Origin of the sequence: Curtobacterium sp. 458 (assembly GCF_030406605.1) — a bacterium.
Classification (GTDB): Bacteria; Actinomycetota; Actinomycetes; order Actinomycetales; family Microbacteriaceae; genus Curtobacterium.
This window is the reverse complement of record NZ_CP129104.1, coordinates 2212948-2239241: the sequence shown is the minus strand read 5'-3', so window position 1 is coordinate 2239241 and position 26294 is coordinate 2212948. Positions and strand designations below refer to the sequence as shown.

The 26294-nt window shown below is 72.0% G+C and carries 23 protein-coding genes, 1 tRNA gene and 2 pseudogenes; 10 read left to right on the top strand and 16 right to left on the bottom strand.

Translation table 11 applies throughout. The features are described from left to right. Positions 1-7 precede the first annotated feature (7 nt). From trpS to QPJ90_RS11095, 7 genes and pseudogenes are all read left to right on the top strand, one after another. The gene (gene trpS / locus QPJ90_RS11125) at positions 8-1018 is read left to right on the top strand and encodes a tryptophan--tRNA ligase (protein WP_290131288.1); all 1011 of its coding nucleotides are present in this window, start codon (positions 8-10) and stop codon (positions 1016-1018) included. Between the two features lie 7 nt (positions 1019-1025). Next, complete coding sequence (locus QPJ90_RS11120; protein ID WP_290131287.1) at positions 1026-1598, top strand: GNAT family N-acetyltransferase; 573 nt, start codon at positions 1026-1028, stop codon at positions 1596-1598. A 90-nt stretch (positions 1599-1688) separates the two neighbouring features. Continuing rightward, on the top strand, positions 1689-2723 hold the full coding sequence (gene ribD, locus QPJ90_RS11115) for a bifunctional diaminohydroxyphosphoribosylaminopyrimidine deaminase/5-amino-6-(5-phosphoribosylamino)uracil reductase RibD (protein WP_290134214.1): 1035 nt from the start codon (positions 1689-1691) through the stop codon (positions 2721-2723). A 29-nt stretch (positions 2724-2752) separates the two neighbouring features. Then, a pseudogene (ribA, locus tag QPJ90_RS11110) lies at positions 2753-3376 on the top strand (GTP cyclohydrolase II); the annotation flags it as partial. A 302-nt stretch (positions 3377-3678) separates the two neighbouring features. After that, entirely contained in the window at positions 3679-5133 is a 1455-nt protein-coding gene (locus tag QPJ90_RS11105; RefSeq protein ID WP_290131286.1) for an MFS transporter, read from the top strand. Positions 5134-5439: 306 nt separating this feature from the next. Then, on the top strand, positions 5440-5655 hold the full coding sequence (locus QPJ90_RS11100) for a hypothetical protein (RefSeq protein WP_290131285.1): 216 nt from the start codon (positions 5440-5442) through the stop codon (positions 5653-5655). A 7-nt stretch (positions 5656-5662) separates the two neighbouring features. Then, the gene (locus QPJ90_RS11095; RefSeq protein WP_290131284.1) at positions 5663-7501 is read left to right on the top strand and encodes an ABC transporter ATP-binding protein; all 1839 of its coding nucleotides are present in this window, start codon (positions 5663-5665) and stop codon (positions 7499-7501) included. Between the two features lie 33 nt (positions 7502-7534). Here the strand turns inward: QPJ90_RS11095 and QPJ90_RS11090 are convergent, their stop codons facing one another. The 14 genes and pseudogenes from QPJ90_RS11090 to QPJ90_RS17725 form a co-directional block, all read right to left on the bottom strand. After that, positions 7535-8155: an isochorismatase family protein gene (locus QPJ90_RS11090; protein ID WP_290131283.1), complete on the bottom strand. Its 621-nt coding sequence runs from the start codon at positions 8153-8155 to the stop codon at positions 7535-7537. A 45-nt stretch (positions 8156-8200) separates the two neighbouring features. Beyond that, positions 8201-9694, bottom strand: coding sequence for a D-alanyl-D-alanine carboxypeptidase/D-alanyl-D-alanine-endopeptidase (gene dacB, locus QPJ90_RS11085; protein WP_290131282.1), 1494 nt, complete (start codon positions 9692-9694; stop codon positions 8201-8203). Positions 9695-9705: 11 nt separating this feature from the next. Then, positions 9706-10731, bottom strand: coding sequence for a Gfo/Idh/MocA family oxidoreductase (locus tag QPJ90_RS11080; protein WP_290131281.1), 1026 nt, complete (start codon positions 10729-10731; stop codon positions 9706-9708). Between the two features lie 72 nt (positions 10732-10803). Further along, a tRNA-Thr gene (locus QPJ90_RS11075) sits at positions 10804-10879 on the bottom strand. A gap of 91 nt (positions 10880-10970) precedes the next feature. Further along, positions 10971-11594 carry a TetR family transcriptional regulator gene (locus tag QPJ90_RS11070; protein ID WP_290131280.1) on the bottom strand — a complete coding sequence of 208 codons (624 nt, stop codon included), beginning with the start codon at positions 11592-11594 and terminating at the stop codon, positions 10971-10973. A 260-nt stretch (positions 11595-11854) separates the two neighbouring features. Continuing rightward, positions 11855-12997 carry a DNA polymerase III subunit delta' gene (locus QPJ90_RS11065; RefSeq protein ID WP_290131279.1) on the bottom strand — a complete coding sequence of 381 codons (1143 nt, stop codon included), beginning with the start codon at positions 12995-12997 and terminating at the stop codon, positions 11855-11857. Between the two features lie 25 nt (positions 12998-13022). Beyond that, positions 13023-13658, bottom strand: coding sequence for a dTMP kinase (gene tmk, locus QPJ90_RS11060; protein ID WP_290131278.1), 636 nt, complete (start codon positions 13656-13658; stop codon positions 13023-13025). Further along, positions 13655-16435, bottom strand: coding sequence for a type I DNA topoisomerase (gene topA, locus QPJ90_RS11055; protein WP_290131277.1), 2781 nt, complete (start codon positions 16433-16435; stop codon positions 13655-13657). The genes tmk and topA overlap by 4 nt, the downstream gene beginning before the upstream one ends. Continuing rightward, complete coding sequence (locus QPJ90_RS11050; protein WP_290131276.1) at positions 16411-16929, bottom strand: hypothetical protein; 519 nt, start codon at positions 16927-16929, stop codon at positions 16411-16413. The genes topA and QPJ90_RS11050 overlap by 25 nt, the downstream gene beginning before the upstream one ends. An 8-nt stretch (positions 16930-16937) precedes the next feature. Further along, positions 16938-17240, bottom strand: a complete 303-nt coding sequence (locus tag QPJ90_RS11045) for a hypothetical protein (RefSeq protein WP_290131275.1) — start codon at positions 17238-17240, stop codon at positions 16938-16940. A gap of 10 nt (positions 17241-17250) precedes the next feature. Next, positions 17251-17448: a DUF4244 domain-containing protein gene (locus tag QPJ90_RS11040; RefSeq protein WP_290131274.1), complete on the bottom strand. Its 198-nt coding sequence runs from the start codon at positions 17446-17448 to the stop codon at positions 17251-17253. Positions 17449-17553: 105 nt separating this feature from the next. Next, positions 17554-18342 (bottom strand): hypothetical protein, encoded by a 789-nt coding sequence (locus QPJ90_RS11035; RefSeq protein WP_290131273.1) that lies wholly within the window; start codon positions 18340-18342, stop codon positions 17554-17556. 161 nt (positions 18343-18503) lie between these two features. Beyond that, positions 18504-18842: an ATPase, T2SS/T4P/T4SS family gene (locus QPJ90_RS17730; RefSeq protein ID WP_354670502.1), complete on the bottom strand. Its 339-nt coding sequence runs from the start codon at positions 18840-18842 to the stop codon at positions 18504-18506. A 127-nt stretch (positions 18843-18969) separates the two neighbouring features. Then, positions 18970-19509, bottom strand: a pseudogene (locus tag QPJ90_RS17725) (ATPase, T2SS/T4P/T4SS family); the annotation flags it as partial. 557 nt (positions 19510-20066) lie between these two features. On the opposite strand from QPJ90_RS17725, the gene acs reads away from it, so the two are divergent. After that, complete coding sequence (acs, locus tag QPJ90_RS11025; protein ID WP_290131272.1) at positions 20067-22022, top strand: acetate--CoA ligase; 1956 nt, start codon at positions 20067-20069, stop codon at positions 22020-22022. A gap of 77 nt (positions 22023-22099) precedes the next feature. On the opposite strand, the gene QPJ90_RS11020 is transcribed toward acs, so the two are convergent. Both QPJ90_RS11020 and QPJ90_RS11015 read right to left on the bottom strand, forming a co-directional pair. Beyond that, positions 22100-22561 carry a RidA family protein gene (locus tag QPJ90_RS11020; protein WP_290131271.1) on the bottom strand — a complete coding sequence of 154 codons (462 nt, stop codon included), beginning with the start codon at positions 22559-22561 and terminating at the stop codon, positions 22100-22102. Continuing rightward, entirely contained in the window at positions 22558-22716 is a 159-nt protein-coding gene (locus QPJ90_RS11015; RefSeq protein ID WP_022903105.1) for a hypothetical protein, read from the bottom strand. Before QPJ90_RS11015 ends, QPJ90_RS11020 begins: the two co-directional genes overlap by 4 nt. A gap of 50 nt (positions 22717-22766) precedes the next feature. Here QPJ90_RS11015 and QPJ90_RS11010 point away from each other — a divergent pair, with 50 nt between their 5' ends. After that, a complete protein-coding gene (locus tag QPJ90_RS11010) occupies positions 22767-25325 on the top strand; it encodes a transglycosylase domain-containing protein (protein ID WP_290131270.1) in 2559 nt (852 codons plus the stop codon). Continuing rightward, a complete protein-coding gene (locus QPJ90_RS11005; RefSeq protein ID WP_290131269.1) occupies positions 25322-26281 on the top strand; it encodes a metallophosphoesterase in 960 nt (319 codons plus the stop codon). Before QPJ90_RS11010 ends, QPJ90_RS11005 begins: the two co-directional genes overlap by 4 nt. Positions 26282-26294 lie beyond the last annotated feature (13 nt).

Genomic DNA, 26294 nt, shown 5'->3' with positions numbered 1-26294 from the left:
CACCAGCATGACCACGACCCGCATCTTCTCCGGCATCCAGCCCTCGGCCGGATCGCTCCACCTCGGCAACTACATCGGCGCGCTCATGCAGTGGCGGACGCTGCTCGACGACCACGACGCCATCTACTGCGTCGTCGACATGCACGCGATCACCACCGCGCAGGACCCGGCCGAGCTCCGGGCGAACACCCGTGCCACGGCGGCGCAGTACATCGCGTCGGGCATCGACCCGTCGAAGGCGACGCTCTTCGTCCAGTCGCAGGTGCCCGCACACGCCGAGCTCGCCTGGGTGCTCAACACCCTCACCGGCTTCGGCGAGGCCAGCCGGATGACCCAGTTCAAGGACAAGTCGGCCCGTCAGGGTGCCGACGCGGCCTCGGTCGGGCTCTTCACCTACCCGATCCTCATGGCGGCGGACATCCTGCTGTACGACACGAAGGTCGTCCCCGTCGGCGACGACCAGCGGCAGCACGTGGAGCTGACACGCGACCTCGCCGGGCGGTTCAACTCGCGGTTCGGCGACACGTTCGTCGTGCCCGAGGCCCGGATCCTCACCGACACGGCCCGCATCTACGACCTGCAGGACCCGACGAACAAGATGAGCAAGTCGGCGGCGTCCGACAACGGGCTCATCCGACTGCTCGACGACCCGAAGCGCACCGCGAAGAAGATCCGCTCGGCGGTCACCGACACCGAGCGCGAGATCCGGGCGGACCGCCAGGCGAAGCCCGGTGTGACGAACCTGCTGTCGATCCTGTCGGCGTTCACGGGCACCTCGGTGGCCGACCTCGAGGCGTCCTTCCAGGGAAAGGGGTACGGCGACCTGAAGGGCGAGGTGGCCGACGCGGTCGTCGCCGAGCTCGAGCCCGTGCGTGCCCGCACGCTCGAACTCCTCGACGACCCGGCGGAGCTCGACCGGCTCCTCGCCGTCGGTGCCGACCGCGCGGAGTCGATCGCGCAGCAGACCCTCGCGCGCGTGTACGACCGCATCGGGTTCGTCCCGCGCGTCCGCGGCTGAGCACGACGTGATCCCGATCGTCCTCGAGTCCACGCGGGTGCGCCTCGACGTGCCCACCCGCGCGGACACGGCAGCCATCGTCGCCGGCTGCCAGGACCCCGACGTCGCGCGCTGGACGACCGTGCCGCAACCGTACGGGCCCGAGCACGCGCGGTCCTTCGTGGATGCCCTCGTCGGCCCGGGGTGGGCGTCGGACCGGGAGTACACCTGGGCGATCCGGCGCAGCGGTTCCGCCCTGCTCGAGGGCGTCATCGGGTACCGGACCGAGCGGCGTGACGTCGGGTTCTGGCTCGCACCCGCCGCACGTGGTGCCGGGCTCGTGCACGACGCCCTCGAGCTCGTGGTCACGTGGGCGTTCGAGCAGGGCGCTCCCGACGTCGCGTGGGAGTGCTACGAGGGCAACACCGCCTCCGCAGCGGTCGCCCGGGCCGCCGGGTTCTCCTTCACGGGGAGCGGTCCGGCGGCGAACCCCGGTCGTGACGGCGGCCCCACACCCGCGTGGCACGCGCGGCGTCGCGCGGACGGCGCGCCGGCGTCCGACCTGTCATGGCCTACAGCGTCGTTCGCCCACAGCGTGTAGTTCGATGACGCGTCACCGACTTGTCGTCGGTAGTGTCGAGGAGTGACCAGCACCCCCTCCGGAACCGCGACCCCGGCCGAGGTCCGGGCGATGCGCCGCGGCCTCGAGATCGCGGCGCTCGGCCCCGCCGTCGGCGACCACGCCCGGGTCGGAGCGGTGATCCTCTCCCCCGACGGCACGGTGCTCGCCGAGGGCTGGCACAAGGGCGCCGGCACGCCGCACGCCGAGGTCGACGCGATGGCGAAGGTCGACCCGGCACTGCTCCGTGGCGCGACCGCCGTCGTGACCCTGGAGCCGTGCAACCACACCGGGCGGACAGGCCCCTGCGCACTCGCCCTCGTCGAGGCCGGCATCGGCCGCGTCGTGTACGCGATCGACGACCCGGGGGCGCACGTGCACGGCGGCGCCGACCGGCTCCGCGCCGCCGGCGTCGACGTCGTGTCCGGGGTCCTCGCCGCCGAGGCCGAGACGTTCCTCGAGCGCTGGCTGCTCTCGGTCCGGCTCGGTCGCCCGTGGGTGACCGCGAAGTGGGCGTCGAGCCTCGACGGACGCGCTGCAGCGGCCGACGGGACCAGCCAGTGGATCACCGGTGCCGCCGCACGCCAGCACGTCCACGAACAGCGGGCGGCGCACGACGCGATCCTCGTCGGCACCGGCACCGTGCTCGCCGACGACCCCTCCCTCACCGCACGGGGCGATGCGGGTGAGCTCCTCGCCGACCAGCCCCTCCCGGTGGTCTTCGGCGACCGACCGGTCCCGGACACCGCCGCGCTCCGCCGGCACCCGCGCGGCCTCGTCACACTGCCGGGGCACGACCTCGCGGCGTCCCTGGCGGCCCTCCGCGACCACGGCGTGCACTCGGTCTTCGTCGAGGGCGGCCCCACCCTGACCTCCGCGCTCATCGCGGCCGGCCTCGTGGACGAGTACCTCGTCTACGTCGCCCCCGTGCTGCTCGGCGGACCCCGCGTCGCGGTCGACGACCTCGGCGTGGGAAGCATGACCGACCGCCTGCGGTTGGACGTAACATCGACCACCAGTCTGGGTCCCGACCTCCTGGTCCGGGCCCGGCCGCACGGCGCCGCGCACCCTGGGACGGCGCCCCAGAACGACCGGAGCACACGATGACCGACGCACTGACCTCCCCCACGCCGGGGAGCCCGGTCCAGTTCGAGGTGTCCACGAACGTCCCGACCACCCACGGCACGTTCGAGATGCGCGCCTACCGCGACCTCGTCACAAGCGCCGAGCACGTGGCGATCATCGCTCCCCTGCCCGACGGTTCCGCCCCCGCCGACGGCGCGCTCGTCCGCGTGCACTCGGAGTGCCTCACCGGTGAGGCGTTTGGCTCGCTGAAGTGCGAGTGCGGCCCGCAGCTCGACGCCGCGCTCGACACGATCGCAGCCGAGGGCGGGGTCGTGGTCTACCTCCGCGGGCAGGAGGGCCGGGGCATCGGCCTCATCAACAAGCTCAAGGCCTACCGCCTGCAGGAGGACGGCCTCGACACGCTCGACGCCAACCTCGCCCTCGGGCTGCCGGCCGACTCGCGCGAGTACGGCGGCGCCGCGGGCATCCTCGCCGACCTCGGGATCACGAGCGTCCGCCTCCTCTCGAACAACCCGGAGAAGCGTCGGCAGCTCGAGGAGCACGGCATCGCGGTCGAGTCGCTCGTGCCGCTCGTCGTCGGCATCTCCGCGCAGAACGCGGGCTACCTCGACACCAAGCGGGACCGCATGGGCCACCAGCTGCCCGCCCACCTCGAGGCCGGCGCCGCGAGCTGAGCGACCGCGCACCAGCGCGACCACGGCGCGCACCAGCGCGACCACGGCGCGCACCAGCGCGACCGCCCGCCGGGCGGCGCGGAGCACGGACGACGTGCACCGCGCCTCCCGGCCGTTCGTTCTCTGCGGATTCGCAGGAAAGCGACATCTGTCGTAGGCTGTGAGCCCCCGTCACAAGCGGTCAACCACCCACCGAACGCACCCGATCGGCGACGCGCCACCTGCGCGAACCGACCGGTGTCCGCCGTCCGGAACACCGCTGCACCCCTCCCGGGTGCTCCCCTCGGAGTCACCACACACGCATGTCAGCCGCATCGGCACCCAGCACGACCACCCCGGCACCCGCAGGCAACCCGCGCTCCCGCGTCGTCATCGCCAGCCTCGTCGGGACCTCCATCGAGTTCTACGACTTCTACGTCTACGCGACCGCGGCGGTCCTCGTCTTCCCGACGCTGTTCTTCCCGAACGAGGACCCGACGGCCTCGCAGCTGTCGTCGTTCGTGACGTTCGCCCTCGCGTTCTTCGCCCGACCAGTCGGCTCGATCATCTTCGGCCACTTCGGTGACCGCATCGGCCGCAAGGCCACGCTCGTCGCCTCGCTGCTCGTGATGGGCACGGCGACGTTCCTCATCGGCTGCCTGCCGACGTTCGACTCGATCGGCGTCTGGGCGCCCGTCCTGCTCGCCGTCATGCGCTTCGCACAGGGCGTCGGGCTCGGTGGCGAGTGGTCCGGTGCGGCGCTGCTCGCGACCGAGAACGCCCCGAAGGGCAAGCGCGGCGTGTTCGGTTCGCTCCCCCAGCTCGGCGCCCCGATCGGGTTCCTGCTCGCGAACGGGCTCTTCATCGCCATCAACGCCGCGATGCCCGCCGGCGCGGACGGCACGGCGAACGCCGACTTCCAGGCGTGGGGCTGGCGCATCCCGTTCCTGCTCTCCGCCGTCCTCGTGATCGTCGGTCTCTACGTGCGGTTCAAGCTCGTGGAGTCGACCGTCTTCCGCGGCGTGCAGGAGTCCGGCACGGTCGCGAAGGTCCCGCTGGCCCGGGTGTTCCGCACCTCGTGGCGGCCGCTCATCATCGGCACCTTCGGCATGGTCGCGACCTACGTGCTCTTCTACTTCATGACGACGTTCACGCTGACCTACGGCACCACTGGCGCCACGGCCGGTCCCCTCGTCCCGAAGATCGGCCTCGGGTACTCCCGCGGCGAGTTCCTGACGCTGCTCATGATCGGCGTGGTGTTCTTCGGCATCCTCACCCCGGTCGCCGGGTTCCTCGCGGACAAGTTCGGCCGCCGGTCGACGCTCCTCTGGACCACCGCGGGCATCGCCGTGTTCGGCCTGACGTTCCAGATCTGGTTCGCCGCCTCGCACGGGCCGATCACCGTCGTCACCTTCCTGATCGTCGGCCTGTCGCTCATGGGCCTGACGTTCGGGCCGATGGGCGCCCTGCTGCCGGAGCTGTTCCCGACGAACGTCCGGTACACGGGCTCGGCGGTGGCGTACAACGTCGCATCGATCCTCGGTGCGTCGCTCGCCCCGACCGTGGCGCTCGCGCTGTGGAAGGCCGACGGGAACATCTTCCTCGTCGGGCTCTACCTGACCATCGCCGCGGTCGTGACGCTCGTCGCGCTCTTCTTCGTCAAGGAGACCCGGCACGCGGACTTCGGCGAGGCCGAGGCCGAGCGCGTGCTCGGCGTCCCCGCCGACGCGGCGGCCGGCGACGGCCACGTGCGCTCCTCGGGGAGCCTCGCCCCGTAACGCACCCGGGTGCGCACGTCACGGACGGGAGGCGCGGTGCCAGCGGGCACCGCGCCTCCCGTCCGTCGTGTGGTGCGGTGGGTGCGGGCGGCCTGCGCCCACGAAACGCGCGCGTTGCGACGTCGCGCCCGTCGTTCGACGCGCGGTTCGTCGCCCGATGCACGCACATCGGATGCGCGAGCATCGAGCGACGAAACACCTCGTGATCGACCCGCGCAACGTCGCATCCGCACGGCCCGGGCCCGCCCCACCCCGCCCCGTCAACCCCGGTTGACACACCCCCGATCGTCAATGTAGGTTGACACCATGGACGGTCCGACCATCACCACGCTGGCCTCGGGCGCCGACGGCGACGACCCGTTCGCCGCACTCGCCTCGGTGCGCGAGCTCCGCAAGGCCCTCGACCGCACGGAGGAGCTCGCCGCCCGCCGTGCCCGCAACGCCGGCGCCTCGTGGCAGGAGATCGCGACGCTCCTGGGCGTCAGCCGCCAGGCAGTGCACAAGAAGTACGGCAGAGACTAGGAACACGATGAGCTCCCCCTTCGCCCGCCCCAAGAAGAACGACGGTCCCCGCGCCAGCTTCGGCCGCCTGCTGTCCTACCTGTTCGAGAACAAGCCCGCGATGGCCGTGATCATCGTGCTGAGCGTCCTCGGCGCCGGCGCCTCCCTCGCCCAGCCGCTCCTCGTCAACCAGGTCATCACCGCGGTCCAGGGCGGACGGACGCTGAGCACGCTCGTGTGGCTGCTCGTCGGACTCGTCATCGTGGCCGGTCTGCTGAACGGCATCCAGCACTTCCTGCTCCAGCGCGCGGGCGAGGGCGTCGTGCTGAGCACCCGTCGGAAGCTCATCGCGCGCATCCTCAACCTCCCCATCTCGGAGTTCGACACGCGACGGACCGGTGACCTCGTGTCCCGCGTCGGCAGCGACACGACCCTGCTCCGCGCCGTGCTCACCCAGGGGCTCATCGAGTCGATCGGCGGCGCGCTCACCTTCATCGGCGCGATCGTGGCGATGGCGATCATCGATCCACTCCTGCTCGTGATCGTGGTGGTCATCGTCGCCGTCGCGATCGTCGTCGTCGGTGGGCTCAGCCGCCGCATCCGCGTCGCCTCGAAGAAGGCGCAGGAGAAGGTCGGCGACCTCACCGCGGCCGTCGAGCGCGGCATCGGTGCCGTCCGCACCATCCGCGCCGCCGGCGCCACCGAGCGCGAGGTGCGCGAGGTCGACGGACACGCGACCGAGGCGTACAAGCGCGGCCTCGACATCGCGAAGATGTCGGCGTTCGTGGTCCCGGTCGCGAGCATCGTGATGCAGGTCGCTTTCATCGCCGTGCTCGGCGTCGGCGGTGCCCAGGTCGCAGCGGGGACGATCACCATCGCCACGCTCATCACGTTCATCCTGCTGCTCTTCATGATGATCATGCCGCTCGGCCAGGCGATGGGCGCCGCGGTCGCGGTCGCGCAGGCGCTCGGTGCGCTCGGCCGCATCGAGGAGATCCTGCACCTGCCGACGGAGGACCAGGACGACCGCGCCGTCCGGGTCGCCGCGGCAGTCCCGAGCGACGACGCGATCACGTTCGAGCACGTGTCGTTCCGGTACGCGGCAGCTGCGCAAGCGTCCGGTCCCGACGGGGCGACGGACCGGCCTGGAGGCACGGATCGCCCCGCCGACACCGCCCCCGCCGACGACGTGGTGCTGCACGACGTCTCCTTCCGGGTCCCCCGCGGCTCGCGCGTAGCCCTCGTGGGCCCCTCGGGTGCGGGCAAGTCGACCACCCTGGCGCTCATCGAGCGGTTCTACGACCCGACCGACGGCGTGATCCGGCTCGGCGGCGTCGACGTCCGCGGGCTGGACCGCGCCGAGCTCCGTGCCCAGATCGGCTACGTCGAGCAGGACGCCCCGGTGCTCGCCGGGACCATCCGCGCCAACCTGCTGCTCGGGTCGCCGGACGCCACCGAAGCGGACTGCGTCCGTGTCCTCGAGGCGGTGAACCTCGGCGAGGTCCTGCACCGCGACCCCCGGGGCCTCGACGCGCAGGTCGGCGAAGACGGCGTCATGCTCTCCGGCGGTGAACGGCAGCGGCTCGCCATCGCCCGGGCGCTCCTCGCGGCACCGCCGATCCTGCTCCTCGACGAGTCGACGTCGTCGCTCGACGGGGTGAACGAGCAGAAGATGCGGCTCGCGATCGACGCCGTGGCCGAGGACCGCACGCTGCTGGTCATCGCCCACCGGCTGTCCACCGTGGTCGACTCGGACGTCATCGTCGTGCTGGAGCACGGACGGGTCGTGGGGGTCGGAACGCACTCGGAGCTCGTCGAGTCGACGCCGCTCTACCGCGAACTGGCGAAGCACCAGCTCCTGGTCTGACGCGCGGGCGCGCGCGTCACGCCTGCTGCGGCGTCAGATGCGCGCGCCGCCCGGGCGGTGCAGGCCCTCGTCGGTGTCGCTGTGGTCGACGAGCCCGCCGGCCGCCCGCACCTCGTCGAGCGCTGCGGCGCTGCGCCCCGGGTCGACCCCGACGACGAGATCCTCGTACACCGTGACGGCCGCGCCGCCCTCGAGTGCGTCGAGCGCGCTGGCACGGACGCAGTGGTCGGTGGCGATGCCGACGATGTCGACCTCGCGGACGTCGTGCTGCTCGAACACCTCGCCGAGCGGGACGCCGTCGGCCGTGCGCCCCTGGAACGCCGAGTACGCCGGCGCCCCCTGCCCCTTGTAGACGTGGACGTCCACCGGGTCCGTGTCGAACGCCGGGTGGTAGTCCGCGCCGGGCGTGTCCTGGACACAGTGGACGGGCCACGTGTCGACGAAGTCCGGGCCCTCCGCTCCGGCGAAGTGCCCACCGTTGTCGTCGTCGCCGTGGTGCCAGTCGCGGGAGCCGACGATGAGGTCGTACTCCCCCGCGTGCTGCCCGAGGAACACCGAGATGCGCTCGGCGACGGCGTCACCACCGGTCACCCCGAGCGCACCGCCCTCGGTGAAGTCGTTCTGGACGTCGACGACGAGCAGTGCCCTGGCCATGGGTCCATCTTGCACCGGACGGCCTCGGAGACCGCATCGGGTGCGCTACGAGCTGGTGAGCTTCGCCCCGCACGAGTACGTGGCCGCGGTCACGGCGTCGAGTGCCGGGAGCGCTGCCGCCCGCGACGAACCGATGGCGTAGAACGCGAACGTCAGGCGGGTGCCGTCCGCCGCGTCCATCCAGCCGCCGAGCGTGTTCGCGCTGTCGATCCAGCCGGTCTTCGCGTGCACCTTGCCCCGCGCGACGGCGTTCGCACCCGTGAAGCGGCTCGAGAGCGTGCCCGAGACGCCCGCGACCGGCAGGGCGTCCGACAGCGTGCCGAGGCCCTTCGCGCCGGCCTGCACGGGCACCATGAGCTTCGCGACGAACTCGGGCGACACCGCGTTCGCCGCGCTCTCCCCCGAGCCGTCCTTGATCACGATGCCGGACGGGTCGACCCCGTAGGTCTTCAGCGCCGCCTGGTACACCCCGGTCAGCGAGGCTGCGGAGCCGTTCGACCCGGACTCCTTCGACGAGATGCGGGCGAGCATCTCGGCGAGGGTGTTGTCCGAGTTGGGGATCATCTGGCCGATCAGGGTCGACACCGGCTGCGAGGACACCGTGGCGATGGTGTCCGTCGAGGTGGTGGCGCGCTTGACGATCTGCGCGTTCGCGGCGCCGACGACCCCCGCGTTCGCGAGCGCGGTCCGGAACGCCGCCCCGGCACGCCCGACGGGGTCGGTGGACCGCGGGGACGTCGCTGCTCCGGGGTTCGCGCGGTCGCCGTCGACCATGAGCGCGGTGACCTCCGGCTGGTACCCGATGGTCCGCTCGGACACGGGCCACGTCGGGTCCCAGGCGTCGGCGTCGCTCCAGTACGTGTCGTCCGTGACGATCGTCGTGACCGGGGAGCTGCCGAGCTTCGCCTTCACCTGCTGTGCGAGCTGCCCGAGCGTCGGGGCACCCGGGTACACGGTCGCGCCGCCCGCGGAGAGGGTGGCGTCACCGTGCCCGACGAGCGCGATCGTCCCGTTCGCCTCCTTCGTCACCGTCGTGGGGATGCGGTGATCGCCGCCGAGGACGGCCAGTGCGGTCGCGGTCGTCAGGGTCTTCATGACGCTGCCGGTCTGCTTCGGCTGGTCGCCGGCGTGCGAGTACAGGACCTCGCCCGTCGCCGCGTCGACCACGGCCCCCTCGAACGATCCGAGTCCGGGTGCCCCCGCGGCCTGGTCGATGCTGCACGTGCGGAGCGCGGTCGGTCCCGCGGGGTCCTCCGGCACCGCGCGCCCGGTCGCGGTCGGGGTGGCCGACGGCTTCGCGGACGGCGTGCCTGGCGCCGTCGCGGAGGGCGCCGCAGCGGTGGTCTGCGCCGGTGTCGCCACGTCGGGCATGGTGGCCGCCGCGACCGCGACCGCACCGCCGGAACCGAGGACGAGGACACCGGCGAGACCACCGGCGATCCACGGCACGGGACGTCGGGCGACCGAGCCGCGGAACGCGGTGACGGCGTGACGGGCGCGCTCGGCGAGGGTCGGTCGTGGGGGCTGCGGCTCGGACATCGCGACCGATCCTACGGAACTGCGGGAGGAGCCTCCAGGCCGTCTTCCTGATCCGCCTGCTCGTCGGCCGCGTAGCGGACGCCGACCTGGCGCCGGACCTCGTCGAGGAGCGCCATGATCCCGACCGACTCCTCGAGGTCCATCGGCCCGCCCTCGTGCGTCCCGGTCTCGATCATCGCCTCGAACGCGCGCGCCTCGTGGCCGTAGCCGGTCCGTTCCTCACGGCCGTCGAACTCCTCCACCACGACGCCGTCCCGGTCGCGGAGGCGCCACGTCGTCGGCGTGAACCACGTCGCGTCGAGGTCGATCCGGCCGTCCTCGCCGATGATGGACGCCGTGTTCGGACTCGCGAGGTCGAGGGCGAAGTGCACCGTCGACTGCGTCCCACCCACGTGGGTCATCACGATGCCCATCTGCGTGTCGACGCCCTGCTCGCTGAGCGTGCCGGACGCGACGACCGACTCCGGCAGTCCGAGCACGTCGACGGCGAACGACACCGGGTAGATGCCGAGGTCGAGCAGCGCTCCCCCGCCCAGCGCCGGGTCGTTCAGCCGGTGCTGCGGGTCCGACGGCAGGGCCTGGTGGTGCGTCGCCTCGACGAGCCGCGGGCGACCGATGCGGCCCTCCGCGAGCACCTGCCGGATCATCGCCATCTGCGGCAGGAAGCGCGTCCACATGGCCTCCATCACCGCGACGTCGGCACGGCGGGCTGCGTCCGCGACCGCGCGGGCCTCGGCGGCGGTGATCGTGAACGCCTTCTCGACGAGGACGTGCTTGCCGTGCTCGATCGCCAGGAGCGCGTCGGCGGCGTGGCGGGAGTGGGGCGTCGCGACGTAAACGGCATCGACGTCCGGGTCGGCGACGAGTTCCTCGTAGGAGCCGTGCGGCCGCGGGATGTCGAACTCGTCCGCGAACGCCTGCGCCGACGCCGCGGTCCGACTGCCGACCGCGACGAACTCGACACCGACCGCCGCGCAGTCACCGACGAACGAGCGCGCGATGCCGCCCGTTCCGAGCACTCCCCACCGAACCGTCATGCGGCCTGTCTACCAGGCGACCCGTGCACGAACGGGAGAACCCCCTCCGATCCGGGATCGGAGGGGGTTCCGTGGAGCCGCCTGTCGGAATCGAACCGACGACCTATTCATTACGAGTGAATCGCTCTACCGACTGAGCTAAGGCGGCGAACGCACCGTTTCCGGCACGTCTGGTGCTGTGTCACCACAGCGTTTCGGCACTCCGTCGCCGGAGCGGCACGAGCAATGACTATACAGGTTCAGACCAGCGAACGCGAAACCAGCGCGCCGAGGTCGGCGAAGGACCGTTCGAGCTCGTCGACGAGGTGCACGTCGCCGCCCTGCTCCGACCACTCCCACCATGCATGCCGCAGCGCGCCGAGCGCCACGATCGACGCCAGCCGGGCCTGCCGACGGCGTGCATCGGGGTCCGGCTCGGTGGTCTCGAGGCGACGGGCGACCGCGGTCTCGATCTCGTGCTGGAACTCCTTCATCGACGCCATCCGCCGCGAGAACAGCTCGGGGTTGGCGCGCAGCACCTCCTGCCGCTCGGCGATGAGGCCCCGCTCGTCGATGAGCGCCTGCGTCGAGTGCACGAGGAGGTTGCCGAGATCCTGCAGGAGGTCGCCGGTGGGACCGCCCGCGACGAACTCGGCGAGCGCGTCGTCGTCCGGGAGCGTCGGGTCGTCCCCGAGGATCGCCTGCTCCTTGCTCGGGAAGTAGTTGAAGAAGGTGCGCGGCGAGACGTCGGCGCGGCGGGAGATCTCGTCGACCGTGACGGCCGCGAGGCCGTCCTCCACCGCGATGCGCAGCGCAGCCTGCTGGATGGCGAGTCGGGTGGCGAGGCGCTTCCGCTCGCGCAGGCCTGGGGCGGCGTCGGACATGCCGCGATTCTCCCACGTGGGTCCGACCGGGAGGCTGTGGGTTGCGTCAGGCGGGTCCGCCAGGTGCGCGGCGACGGACTGGAGGCGCATGGCGGGCTGGACCCGTGCCTCCAGTCCGGCGATGGGCAGCGTCGGCATCCAGCGCACGGCGCGGTCCGCCAGCGCGCGGCGCGGCCCGTCAGCGCGCGGCGCGGCCGGTCAGCGCGCGGCGCGACCTTCGCAGCGCGCGGCGTGGCCCGCTCAGCGCGCGGCGCGGCCCGTCAGCGCGCGGCGCGCGCGATGGTCACGAGCAGCGCTTCGAGCGCGAGCAGGGCGGCGACGTTCGCAGCGATGCGTGTCCGTGCCGTCGAGACGGCATCGAGGACCTCGAGCGCAGCCGCCGGCGGCACGGACGGCAGCGCCCGCTCGAGTTCGTCGCGCATCGACAGGTTGACCGGATCCGCCGGCGCGCCCAGTCCGAGCAGCAGCAGGTCCCGGTAGAGCGACGACACGTCCACGAGGATGCGGTCGAGGCCGTCCCGGAGACTCCGGGTCGCCCGACGCTTCTGGTCCTCCTCGAGCGCGCGGAGCTGCGACCGGAGTGCCGGCGGGATCGTGCCGCCGGGTTCCACGCCGAGGGAGCGCAGGGCGGCGTCGCGTTCCTCACCGTCGCGCTCCTGCGTGATGGCCTTGGCGTCCTCGTCGGCGACCGCGAGGAGCTCGGCGGCGGCCATCACGGCATCGCCGACGCTCCGCACACCGAGGACCGTCGAGAGCGTCCGACGACGGCGGTCACGGGCGTCGGCGCTCGTCGCGAGGCGCTGTGCCATGCCGATGTGGCTCTGGGCCTGGCGCGCGGCGTCCATCGCCAGCACCCGGTCGACCCCGGTCCGGGCGACGAGCAGGTCGGCGACCGACTCGATGCCGGGCACGCGCAACCGGACCGAACGCACCCGGGACCTGATGGTCGGGAGCAGATCGGCCTCGCTCGGGGCGCAGAGGATCCACACGGTCCGCTCGGGCGGTTCCTCGAGGGCCTTGAGCAGCAGGTTCGAGGTGCGTTCCGTCATGCGGTCGGCGTCCTCGACGATGACGATGCGGTACCGGCCGACCGAGGGCGAGTAGTACGACGAGGTCACGAGCTGCCGGATCTCGTCGATCGTGATGATGACCCGCTGCGTGGTGAGGACCGAGACGTCCGGGTGGGTCCGCGCGGTGATCTGGCGGAGGGTGTGGTCGTCGTCGGGGCCGGCACCGACCAGCGCCGCCGCGAAGGCCGCTGCGACGTTCGAGCGGCCGGACCCGGGCGGACCGGTGATGAGCCACGAGTGCGTCATACCGCCCGTGCCCTCGGGGGCTTCGGCCGCGCGGCGCAGGGCAGCGACGGCTTCTTCCTGACCGGTCAGGCCGTCCCACACGCTCATGCCGACATCCTGGCAGCGACCACCGTCATGCCGCGTCGATCCCGACGACGGGGGCGACGGCCGCACGGATCGTGCGCTGCACGGTGTCCGCGTCCGCCGAGGCGTCGACGACGAGGAAGCGTCCGGGCTCCGCGGCGGCCATGTCGAGGAACGCACGACGGACCGACTCGTGGAACGCGGCCGCCTCGGACTCGAGTCGGTCGAACGTGTCCCCGCGTGCGGCAGCGACCCGGGCCCGGCCCACGGTGACGTCGAGGTCGAGCAGGATCGTGAGGTCCGGCGTCAGCCCGTCGGTCGCCCAGTCGGACACCGAGCGGATGTGCTCGGCGCCGAGGCCCCGGGCCACACCCTGGTACGCGACGGAGGAGTCGATGTAGCGGTCCTGCAGCACGACGTCCCCGCGCGCGACGGCGGGACGGACGACCGTCTCGACGTGGTGCGCGCGGTCGGCGGCGTAGAGCAGGGCCTCGGCACGGGGTGCGACGTGGCCGCGCTCGTGCAGCACGATCTCGCGGATGCGGAGCCCGAGGTCCGTGCCCCCGGGCTCGCGCGTCCGGACCACCGTGCGCCCGTGCTCGCCGAGCCACGACGCGAGGCGCTCGGCCTGCGTCGTCTTTCCCGCGCCGTCGCCACCCTCGAGGGTGATGAAGCGACCGGTCACTTCTTCTTGGCCGCGGTCTTGCGGGCCGGTGCCTTCTTCTTCACCGGACCCTTGGCGCGCTTGTCCGCGAGCAGCTGGACGGCCCGCTCGAAGTCGACCGCCTCGACGTCCTCGCCGCGCGGGATCGTGGCGTTCGTCTCGCCGTCGGTGACGTACGGGCCGAACCGGCCGTCCTTCACCTTGATCGGCTTGCCGGACACCGGGTCCGCGTCGAACTCCTTGAGCGCCGCGGTCGCGGAGCGCTTCGCGCCGTACTTCGGCTGCGCGAACAGCTCCAGCGCACCGGCGAGGTCGACGTCGAAGATCGCGTCCTCGCTCGGGAGCGTCCGGGTGTCGGTGCCCTTCTTGAGGTACGGGCCGTAGCGACCGTTCTGCGCCGTGATGTCCTCGCCGGACTCGGGGTCCTGCCCGACGGTCCGGGGCAGGTCGAGGAGCTTGAGCGCGGTCTCGAGGTCGACCGTCTGCGGGTCCATCGACTTGAAGAGGGACGCGGTGCGCTCCTTCGGCGCGGCGGCCTTCTTCGTCGTCGCCTTCTTGGCCGTCGTCTTCTTCGCGGTGGTGCTCGTCGTGGCGGCGCTGGTCGACGCGGCCGCGGCCGGCGCCGCCTCGGTGACCTCACCCGTGGCGGGGTCGACGGTGGGCTCGGGCTCGGGGGTGCGCTCGGTCACGTACGGACCGAAGCGGCCGTCCTTCGCGAGGACCTCCTTCCCGGTCTCCGGGTTGATGCCGACCACACGATCACCGAGGACCGGTGCCTCGACGAGCTCGCGGGCTTTCTCCGTGGTCAGCTCGTCGGGAGCGAGGTCCTCGGGGACGTTCACCCGACGCGGCTTCTCCGGGTCGTCGCTCGGCACCTCGATGTACGGGCCGTAGCGGCCGATGCGGAGCGTCAGACCGGGGGCGAGCTCCACCGAGTTGATGTCGCGCGCGTCGATCTCGCCGAGGTTGTCGATCACGGTCCGGAGCCCGCGCTGGTCGCCGCCGCCGAAGTAGAACCCCTTGAGCCAGTCGACGCGGTCCTCGTCGCCGCTCGCGATGCGGTCGAGGTCGTCCTCCATCGAGGCGGTGAAGTCGTACTGCACGAGGTCGCCGAAGTAGTCCTCGAGGAGCCGCACCACGCTGAACGCGATCCAGTTCGGCACGAGTGCACTGCCCCGCTGGGTGACGTACCCGCGGTCGATGATCGTCGAGATGATCGCCGCGTAGGTCGACGGACGGCCGATACCGAGCTCTTCGAGCGTCTTCACGAGGCTCGCCTCGGTGTAGCGCGGCGGCGCCGAGGTGTCGTGGCCCTTGGCCTCGACGTCCGAGACGCCGAGGGCGTCGCCCTTGGTCATCTGCGGGAGCTTCGCGTCGTCGCCGTCGGTCTTCGCCTCGTGCCGTTCCTCGTCGCGCCCCTCTTCGTAGGCGTTGAGGAAGCCGCGGAACGTGATGACGGTGCCGGACGCGGTGAACTCCGCGTCGGTGCCGTTCGCGGTCGCGGTGATGCCCTCGACCGACTCGGTGGAGCTGATGCCGAGGACGACCGACGCCGTCGAACCCTTGGCGTCCGCCATCTGCGAGGCGACGGTGCGCTTCCAGATGAGGTCGTAGAGCTTCCAGTCGTTGCCGCGGAGCACCTTCTCCATCTGCGACGGCGTCCGGAACGTGTCACCGGCGGGGCGGATCGCCTCGTGCGCCTCCTGCGCGTTCTTGCTCTTGCCGGCGTAGCTGCGCGGCTTGTCCGGCACCGTCTCGGCGCCGTAGAGGGCGGCGGCCTGCTTCCGGGCGGCGTTGACGGCCTGCTGCGAGAGCGACGAGGAGTCGGTTCGCATGTAGGTGATGTGGCCGTTCTCGTAGAGCGACTGCGCGACGCTCATCGTCTGCCGCGCGGAGAAGCGGAGCTTGCGCGCGGCCTCCTGCTGCAGCGTCGAGGTGGTGAACGGCGCGGCGGGGCGGCGCGTGTACGGCTTCGAGTCCACCGAACGCACGACCGCGTCACCGGCACGCTCGAGGACGGTCGTCAGCGCGGCGGCCGAGGCCTCGTCGAGCCGGACGACGTCGCCCGAGATCGCGCCACGGTCGTCGAAGTCGCGGCCGGAGGCGACCCGGGTGCCCTGGACACGGGCGAGCTTCGCGGTGAAGGCGGTGTCGCCGGGCTTCTCGAAGCGGGCGGTGAGGTCCCAGTAGTTCGCGGAGACGAAGGCCAGGCGCTCCCGCTCGCGGTCGACCACGAGACGGGTGGCGGCGGACTGCACACGACCGGCGGAGAGGCCGGGGCCGACCTTGCGCCAGAGCACGGGCGAGACCTCGTACCCGTAGAGACGGTCGAGGATGCGACGGGTCTCCTGCGCGTCGACCAGGGCGGTGTCGAGCTCACGGGTGGCCTCCTGCGCGCGCTGGATCGCCTCCTTCGTGATCTCGTGGAACACCATGCGCTTGACCGGCACCTTGGGCTTCAGCACCTGCAGGAGGTGCCACGCGATGGCCTCGCCCTCGCGGTCCTCATCAGTCGCGAGGAAGAGCTCGTCGGCGTCCTTCAACGCGCGCTTCAGCTCGGAGACGGTCTTCTTCTTCGCGTCGGAGACGACGTAGTACGGCTCGAAGCCGTTGTCGACGTCGACCGAGAACTTCCCCATCGGGCCCTTCTTGAGCTCCGCGGGGAGGTTCTTGGGCTCGACGAGGTCGCGGATGTGGCCCACTGACGCCTGGACCTCGTATCCGTCACCGAGGTATTGCGCGATCGTCTTCGCCTTCGCGGGGCTCTCGACGATCACGAGCTTCTTCGTGCCTGGCACGTGTCTCCTTGATCGATGGTGCTCGTCGGCCCTGGACCTGCGACGTCGCCGGTGTGACTCGCCGTCCGGGTCGACCGGGACATCGATGACCGGGGGCCGACGTGCACACCATACACACAGAGGTGGCGCGCTCCGCTCGCTGCTCCGGCGACGGCGACTGCGCTCACGGCGAACGCACCGCTGCCGATCGCGGTGGTCACCCGGGCGTCCGCGCCGGCCGTCGAGCATCCTCCGAGCACCGCGCCGCCGGCCTCGGCGACGACTGAGGCCCGGGCACAGGGGTCGCCGGGGACCAGCCCGACGAGGGCGGCCGCTGCGGCGAGCGCCGCGGCGTCGGCAGCCGCCTGTGCTCGGACGACGGCCACGCGGTGGGTCGCCGCCACCACGCCCGCCGTCGCGACGGTCGTGCCGACGCCGAGGACGACGGCGAGCAGCACCGTCACGGAGCCGCGGTCCGACCGCGACGGGCCGTGGGCCGCACGGTCCGGTTGCACGCGCACGGTCACCCGCCCCGCTCCGCCGCGCACCCGGAGGCGCGCAGCACGACGGCGGCGAACACCCCGGGCGCGGGCACGGCGAGCTCGACGCACACGAGCCCCGCGGGCCGCTGGTACGCGGCCGACGCTCCGGGGACGGAGGCGGCCGCCGCCGCGGCCGCCTCCTGGTCGCCACGTCCTGCCGCGCGCGCCGCCGTCGCGGCCGCGAGCTGGAGCGCGCCCTGCCGATCGACCGCGACGACGGCTGCGACGAGCAGCGTCAGCACGACCGCCACGGCGGGCAGGACGACCGCGAACTCCACCGTCACCGAGCCACGGTCAGAGCGACAGGGCACCGCGGACGAGCTCGGTCAGGATCGTCTGGACCTCGCCGGAGCGCATGACCGCGACGAGCACGCCGGCGAAGGCCACCGCGGCGAGGATCACGACGGCGTACTCGGCGGTCGCCGACCCGCGGTCCTCGGCCATGCGGGTGCGGAGTCGTCGCCACCGCGTCGGCTGTGGGTGCTGGTGCATGGTGTTCCTCTTCCTCTCGGGCGGCCGAGCGACCGCTCGGCCCTGTCGTCAGCATCGCCGCCCGCGCGACCCCGTCGGCGGCCGGACGACCAGGCTGTGGAGGGATCACCGCACTCCCACGACCGTGGAGGAGAGGACTCCGGCGACCACCGGCACGACGCCGACGAGCACGAACGCGGGCAGGACGCACACCCCGAGCGGCAGCACCAGTCGCACGGCCAGCCCCTCGGCCGCCGCGAGTCCGGCGGCGGCAGCGTCGTCGCGGACGTCCTCGGCGGCGGCGCGGAGCAGCGCGGCGGCCGGCACCCCGGCGCGCCGGGCGAGCCCGAGCACCTCGGCGAGCCGTGCCCGCTCGACCGTGTCCGCGTCGGCGCGCCCCGGTTCCTGCACGGCTTCCTCGACGATGCGTCCGGCGTCCGTCCACGACCCGCCGCCCGACAACGCGACCGCCCACGCGTCGAGGAGCGCGCCCGGCACGTGTCCGTCCGGCGTCGCGGCCCGGACCAGCCCGTTCGTCCACCGCCGACCGAGCGCCACCAGACCGGCGGCGAGCGCCGTGCACGCCCACCCGAACGGCGACCCGACGAGGAGTTCCACGGCGCCGGCACCCCACGTGGACGAGAGCCCGACCCCGAGGACGGGCAGGGCGAGGACGACGCGGGCGCTCGCGCGCGGGCCGGCGAGGGCGACCCGCACGGCACGGTCGCTGGCGGCCGAACGGCGCAGGGCGCCGGCGAGCGCCCGCAGCGCCACGGCGGAGGGCGCGCCGGTGCGGTCCGCGACCCGGAGGACCGCGCGGACGTCGTGCCACGCGGGCGTCTCGACGGTGGGGAGTCCACCCACGAGGTGCCATGCCCGCGGTGGTGGCACGCCGGCCGAGACGAGCGTCGCCACGCGTTCGAGCGTCCGCGCGGCAGCGGCCGCAGCGGCCGCGTGGTCCGACACCGCGCCCCGCCGCCGCGCCGGCGGCCCCGCCGCCGCACCGGGCGGCCCTGCCCCCTCGGCCGCTGCTCGTCGCTCGGACGCGAGGACACGACCGCGTCGCCACCGCCTCGTCACCGCCACCCGTCCACCGCGCGCACGTCGAGCCTCCCGTCCGTCCCCAGCACCGGCGTCCCCACGCCGGCGAGTCGTCGTACGCCTCGACGACGCTCGACGTGCAGCACCAGGTCGAACGCGCTCACCGCCTGTCGGGCCAGCGTGGGCGGGTCGAGTCCGGCGAGTGCGCCGAGCGCCTCGAGCCGGGCCGGTACGTCCGGCAGCCCGTTGGCGTGCACGGTGCCGGCTCCGCCCTCGTGCCCGGTGTTGAGCGCGGACACGAGTTCGCGCACCTCGGCGCCGCGGCACTCCCCCACGACCACGCGGTCCGGCCGCATCCGGAGCGACTCGCGCAGCAGCCGGCCGAGGTCGATCGCACCGCTCCCCTCGGCGTTCGCCTGCCGGGCCTCGAGCGCGACGACGTGGGGGGTGGTCGATGCGGAGCTCGGCGACGTCCTCGACCGTGACGATGCGCTCGTCGTGCGGGACGGCGCCGAGCATCGCTGCGAGGAGGGTCGTCTTGCCGCTGCCGGTGGCCCCGCTGACGAGGACGTTCCGCCGTTCCGCGACCGCGCGTTCGACGACGCGCCGCGGGACCCGGTCGAACGTCCCGCTCCGTTCGAGCGCGGCGAGCGTCGGGCGGCCGGGCCGCGGCAGCCGGATCGACAGGGCGGTGCCGGTGACCGCGACGGGTGCGAGCACGACGTGTACGCGGATCCCGTCACCGTGTCGGACATCGGCCACGGGCGTGCTCTCGTCGACGTGCCGACCGCCCCGGGCGACGAGGGCGGCGCCGAGCTCGCGGGCACGTCGTTCGCCGAGCACGGGATCGGCCGGCTCGAGTCCGGAGCCGCGGTCGATCCACGTCCCGCGTCCTCCGACGGCGAGGACGTCGGTCACCGTCGCGTCGCGGACGAGGCCCGCGAGCTCCTCGAACTCCTCGGCCCGGACGGCGCGCTCGGAGCGGGGCGGGGCGACCCCGGGCAGGAACGGCGTCGTTGGGGCGGCTCGGTGTCGGTGCATGTCCGGCGACGCTAGGCGTGTCCCGACACGCGGTCCGGCGGGGTCGCTGTGCGGTGCACAACGGCATCGAGTCCACAGCAGCGGACAACTTTGTCCCCCGTTGCAGAAAGCCGTACCCCACTCGGCGACGCGTGCACCTCCGGACACCGCGCCGCGCCGCGCTGCTCGCGAAGGCACCGGCGAACGGGCAGCCCCGCGACTCGACGACCCACGAAACCGATGCGTCAGCATGGACAGGTCTGTCCACTCATCCGCGTACCCGCGCGGATCGATGCGTGACACATGTGTCCGGGCGGACCCACGACGGGAGGACGTGCCCGGGAAACAGAAGAGGCGGCACCTGTTGGGGGGAACGGGTGCCGCCTGGACATCGGCGGATTGGGGGGAATCACGGCCGACGCCACCGGAAACGAGTCCGGCGATGAACACTGTACCCCACGAACACCCCTCCACGGCAACCCCGACACGGAATCCGCGACCGCCGGGGCAGGGGTAGTCTCCGGGTGCTGCCGGCAGCGCCACGGGTGCTGCTCCGATGCCGACGCGAAAGGACACCGATGTCCCCGACCCCGACCGACGCCTCACCCCGCCACGAGGACGGCCCCACGTTCCCGCCGTCGCCGGAGTTCGTCGCCGACGCCGTCGCCCACGAGGACCTGCACGAGGCCGCCGCGGCCGACCGCGAGGGCTTCTGGGCCGAGCAGGCGCGCACCCTCCTCGACTGGCGGACGCCCTTCACGCAGACCCTCGACTGGTCCGGCGCGCCGTTCGCGAAGTGGTTCGCCGACGGGGAGCTCAACGTGGCGGAGAACTGCCTCGACCGGCACGTCCGCGCGGGCAACGGCGACCGGGTCGCGATCCACTTCGAGGGCGCCCCGGGCGACACCCGTCGGATCACGTACGCCGAGCTCACCGCCGACGTGCAGCGGGCCGCGAACATGCTCAGCGACCTCGGCGTCGGCGAGGGCGACCGCGTGGTGGTCTACCTCCCGCTCATCCCCGAGGCCGTCGTGACGATGCTCGCCGTCGCCCGCATCGGCGCGATCCACTCGGTCGTCTTCGGCGGTTTCAGTGCGGAGAGCCTGCGCGCACGCATCGAGGACGCCGAGGCGAAGCTCGTCGTCACGGCCGACGGCGGCTGGCGTCGGGGCGCGGTCTCGGCGCTGAAGCCCGCGGTCGACGAGGCGCTCGAGGGCGAGGGCACCGACAGCGTCGAGCACGTCCTGGTCGTCAAGCGCGGCGGCAACGAGATCGCGTGGAACGACCGCGACCTCTGGTGGCACGACGAGTTCGCCAAGGCCGCCCCCGAGCACGAGGCGCAGGCGTTCCCCGCCGAGACCCCGCTGTTCATCCTCTACACCTCGGGCACGACCGGGAAGCCGAAGGGCATCGTGCACACCTCCGGCGGGTACCTCACGCAGGCGACGTACACGCACCGGAACGTCTTCGACATGCACCCGGAGAAGGACGTCTACTGGTGCACGGCCGACATCGGATGGATCACCGGACACTCCTACGTCGTCTACGGCCCGCTCGCGAACGGCGTCACCCAGGTGCTCTACGAGGGCACCCCGGACGAGCCGGAGCCGGGCCGCTGGTGGGACCTCGTCGACTCCTACGGCGTCACCGTGCTGTACACGGCACCGACGGCGGTCCGCGCGGCGATGAAGGCCGGCCGGCAGATCCCCGAAGCCCGGAGCCTCGAGACCCTCCGCCTCCTCGGCAGCGTCGGCGAACCGATCAACCCCGAGGCGTGGCAGTGGTACCGGCAGGTCATCGGCCACGACCGCACCCCGATCGTCGACACCTGGTGGCAGACCGAGACCGGCGCGATCATGATCTCCGCGCTTCCCGGCGTCACGAAGCTCAAGCCCGGCGCCGCACAGACCCCGCTCCCCGGGATCACCGCCGAGATCGTGGACGAGGACGGCCACCGCGTCGCACCCGGCGAGGGCGGCTACCTCACCATCGCCGACCCGTGGCCGTCGATGGCGCGGGGCATCTGGAACGACCCCGACCGCTTCGTCGAGACCTACTGGTCACGCTTCCCCGGTCGGTACTTCGCCGGCGACGGCGCGCGCCTCGACGGGCAGGGCGACATCTGGGTGCAGGGCCGCGTCGACGACGTCATGAACGTCTCCGGCCACCGCCTGTCCACGGCCGAGATCGAGTCGGCCCTCGTCGGCCACGAGGGCGTCGCCGAGGCCGCCGTCGTCGGCGCGGCCGACGAGACGACGGGACAGGCCGTCGTCGCGTTCGTGATCCTCACGGCGGAGGCCGCCGAGGGCGTCGACCGCGACGCCACGGCGAAGGAGCTGCGCGACTGGGTCGGCAAGCGCATCGGCGCGATCGCGAAGCCGCGACAGGTCGTGATCGTGCCGGAGCTGCCGAAGACGCGCTCCGGCAAGATCATGCGGCGGCTCCTCCGGGACGCGGCCGAGGGCCGCCGCATCGGCGACACGACGACGCTGGCCGACCCGACGATCATGGCGACCATCGCGGAGCTCATGTAGCAGGAACGACGCGAGCCGCGCCTCCAGGTCGACTGCCTGGAGGCGCGGCTCGCGTGACGTGCGCGGCTGACGGTCCGTCAGTCGGCCAGCTCCACGACCAACTCGACCTCGACGGGTGCGTCCAGCGGCAGGACCGCGACGCCCACCGCGCTGCGCGCGTGGACGCCGGCGTCACCGAAGACGTCGCCCACCAGGGTGGACGCACCGTTCGCGACGGCCGGCTGCCCCGTGAACGACGGGTCGGACGCGACGAACACGGTCACCTTGACGACGCGTGCGACGCGGTCGAGCGAGCCCGCGACCGACTGCACGGCGGCGAGGGCGTTGAGGGCGGCGGTGCGGGCCTCGGCGGTCGCGGTCTCCGGGTCGACGCCCGCACCGACCTTGCCCGTGACCGGCAGTGCGCCGTCGACGAAGGGCAGCTGCCCGGCGGTGTACACGTACCGCCCCGTGACGACCGCGGGGACGTACGCGGCGACCGGTGCGGCGACCGCGGGGACGGTCAGGCCGAGTTCGGCGAGGCGCTCCGCGACGCTCATGCGTCGGCCTTCGGACGCTTCAGGTACGCGACGAGTCCACCCTCGGGACCGGTGACGACCTGGACGAGCTCCCAGCCCTCGTCGCCGAAGTTGTTGAGGATCGCCGTGGTGTTGTGGATGATCAACGGCGTCGTGAGGTATTCCCAGCGGCTCATGCGGTTCCTTGCCAGCCTTTCAGTCGGCGGTGTCGTTTAGGCTGCATCCTATGTCTGCCCAGAAGACGTCTGCCTCGCGGACCAAACCTGTCTCCGCAGTCGGTGCCTTCGTCGGATTCGTCGGCTTCAGCGTGCTCGCCGGGCTCCTCGTGACGATCGGCGTGACCCCGGCCATCGCGGTGGCCGGCGTGACCACGACCTCGACGATCGGCGTCTTCGAGTCGCTCCCGGAGTACATCGAGATCGGTGACCTCCCGCAGCGCAACGAGCTCTACGCGTACCAGGGCGGCAAGAGCGTCCACTTCGCGACGGTGTACGACCAGAACCGTCAGGAACTCAAGTACGACCAGATCAGCGACAACCTGAAGAACGCCGCCATCGACGGTGAGGACAAGCGCTTCTTCGAGCACGGCGGCGTCGACATGACCTCGCTCGTCCGTGCGGGTGTCGGCAGCCTCGCCGGCGGGCTGGGCGAGTCGGGTGGTGGCTCGACGCTCACCATGCAGCTCGTCCGCAACATCAAGATGCAGCAGGCGCTCGAGCTCCCCACGGAGAAGGAGCGCCTCAAGGCGTACAACGAGGCCACCGAGACGACCATCCCCCGCAAGCTCGAGGAGATGAAGCTCGCGATCGGCCTGGCGAAGAAGTACTCCAAGAAGGAGATCCTCACCGGGTACCTCAACATCGCGTACTTCGGCGACCAGACGTACGGCGTGCAGGCCGCCGCACAGCACTACTTCAACAAGTCGGCGACCGACCTCACGCCGGCCGAGGCCGCGTCGATCCTGGCGATCGTGCAGTCGCCGAACACCCGCAACCTCTCGACGTCGAAGAACTACGAGGCGAACAAGGCCCGTCGCGACGTCATCCTCAAGTCGATGTACGCGCAGAAGCACATCGACAAGGAAGCCTTCGACAAGGCGATCGCGTCGAACCCGAAGGACTACGTCCGGCTGACCCAGCCGACCCAGGGCTGCCGCGCCTCGGTCGGTGACGGCTCGCAGTTCTTCTGCGACTACGCCGTGAAGGTCGTCAAGGGCATGTCGCAGCTCGGCGGCACGCAGAAGGAACGCGACACCGCCTGGCGCAACGGCGGCTACAAGATCCAGACGACGCTGGACATCGGCCTGAACGCCCAGCAGAAGCAGATCCTCAACACGTACGACAACAAGGCCGAGACGCGGATCGCCCTCGGCGCGACGCTCGACTCGGTCGAGGTCGGCACGGGTCGCATCCTGACGATGGCCCAGAACAAGGACTTCGATGAGGCGCTGAAGTCCGCGCCGACGTCGACCTCGCTGAACTACTCGGTGGACGACAAGTACGGCAGCTCCAAGGGCTTCCAGACGGGTTCGACGTTCAAGGCGTTCACGCTGCTCGACTGGATCAAGGCCGGGCACGGTCTGAACGAGACCGTCAACGGCACCGCTCGCGTCGTGTCACCGTGGACGATCTGTGGTCAGCAGGACTACACGCAGTTCGACGTGTCGAACGACTCCCCGGGCGAGAACGGCAACTACAGCGTGATCGGCGCGACCGCCGGCTCCATCAACGGTGCGTTCGCGTCGATGGCGCAGAAGCTCGACCTCTGCGACATCAAGACGATGGCCGAGAACTTCGGTGTGCACCGCGCCGACGGTACCGAGCTCCGCAAGAACCCCTCGTTCATCCTCGGGACGAACGAGATCGCCCCGCTGACGATGGCGGCCGCGTACGCCGGCATCGCGAACAACGGCACGTTCTGCGAGCCGGTGGCGATCGACCAGGTCACCGACGCCACCGGCAAGAAGCTCGGCGGCCAGCCGAAGGACTGCTCGCAGGCCGTCGACCCCGTCGTCGCCCAGACCGCGATCTACGCGATGAAGCAGACCATCACGAGCGGCACCGCCCGTGGCGCCCAGACGTACGACGGCACGCAGATGTTCGCGAAGACGGGTACCACTGACGAGGCCGAGCAGATCTGGCTCATCGGCGCCTCCACCCGGGTCGCCACCGCCTACTGGCAGGGCAACACGGACGGCAAGAAGCTCAACCTCCGGCACTACAGCAACGGCGTGAACGGCACCTACGCAGGGGTCCGCGCCGACGTCTGGCGGCAGGCGCAGACCCCGGTGAACGCGGCCTACCCCGGTGGGACGTTCACGGACCCGTCCTCGACGGCGATCCGAGGCAACAGCGTTCAGCTCCCGGACCTCGCCGGCAAGTCCGCCGATGAGGCACGGTCGACGCTCTCCTCCGCCGGGTTCACGTACGTGGACGGCGGCACCCAGCCGGGCGCCGGTGAGGCCGGACAGGTGTCGAAGACGTCGCCGGCTGCGGGCTCCTACCTCTCCAAGGGTGCGAGCGTGACGGTGTACACGAGCGACGGCTCGCAGGCCTCGGTGCCGAACGTCGCCGGGAAGAGCGTCGGCAGCGCCCGCTCGCAGCTCGAGTCGGCCGGTCTGAGCAACGTCTCGATCTCCGACCAGTACGAGAAGGGCGGCGGCTCCAAGGAGTGCAAGGTGGCGTCGACCGACCCCGCCGCTGACTCCGTCGTGGGCAAGGACTCCGCCGTGACCGTCAAGCTGTACGGCACGAAGGACGGCAAGGCGCCGAAGGACTGCAAGTGACGCGCGGCCGCGCCGCGCTCGGGATCCTCGCAGCGGGCGCGGCCGTCGGCGGCGCCACTGCTGCGTGGGGCTCCCTCGTGGAACGACGCCGGTTCGGCATCCGGTGGGAGACCGTCCCCGTCCTCGCGCCGGGCTCCCGCGACATCGTGGTCCTGCACCTGTCGGACATCCACATGGCGCCGTGGCAGGCAGACAAACAGCAGTGGCTGCGCGACCTCAGCCTCGTCGAGCCCGACTTCGTGGTGAACACCGGCGACAACCTCGGGCACGCCACGGCGAACTCCGCCGTCGAGTACGCGCTCGAGCCGTTCCGCGGCGTCCCGGGGGCCTTCGCGTACGGATCGAACGACTTCTACGGTCCGACGCCGCGCAACCCGTTCAAGTACTTCGGCGGGCCGAGCACGCACGGCGGCGGGGGTGCTCGTCCGGTCGAGCTCGACATCGACCGGCAGACGGCGTTCTTCGAGTCGCTCGGGTGGCTCGACGTGAACGACCAGGCCCACGCGATCGAACTCCGCGGCTCGCGGCTCGAGCTGTTCGGCACGTCCGACGCGCACCGTGACTGGGACCGTCTCGACCTCCTGCCGACGAACGTCGACGAGATGCGCAGCGACGTGCCGTGGTCCGAGGACGAGCACGGCCCCGCGCCGGTGTCGATCGGGATCACGCACGCGCCGTACCGTCGGGTGCTCGACGCCTTCGTGACCCAGGGTGCGGACGTCATCTTCGCCGGGCACACGCACGGCGGGCAGGTCCAGGTGCCCGGGGTCGGTGCGCTCGTCACGAACTGCGACCTCCCCCGTCGCTACGTCAGCGGGCTGCACAAGTGGGAGCACCGGAACCACTGGTCGTGGCTCGAGGTCTCCGCCGGACTCGGAACGTCGATCTACGCGCCCGTGCGGTTCTCGTGCCGCCCGGAGGCCGTCGTCGTCACGCTCACCGCCCGCACCGACTGACCGCGGGCCCGAC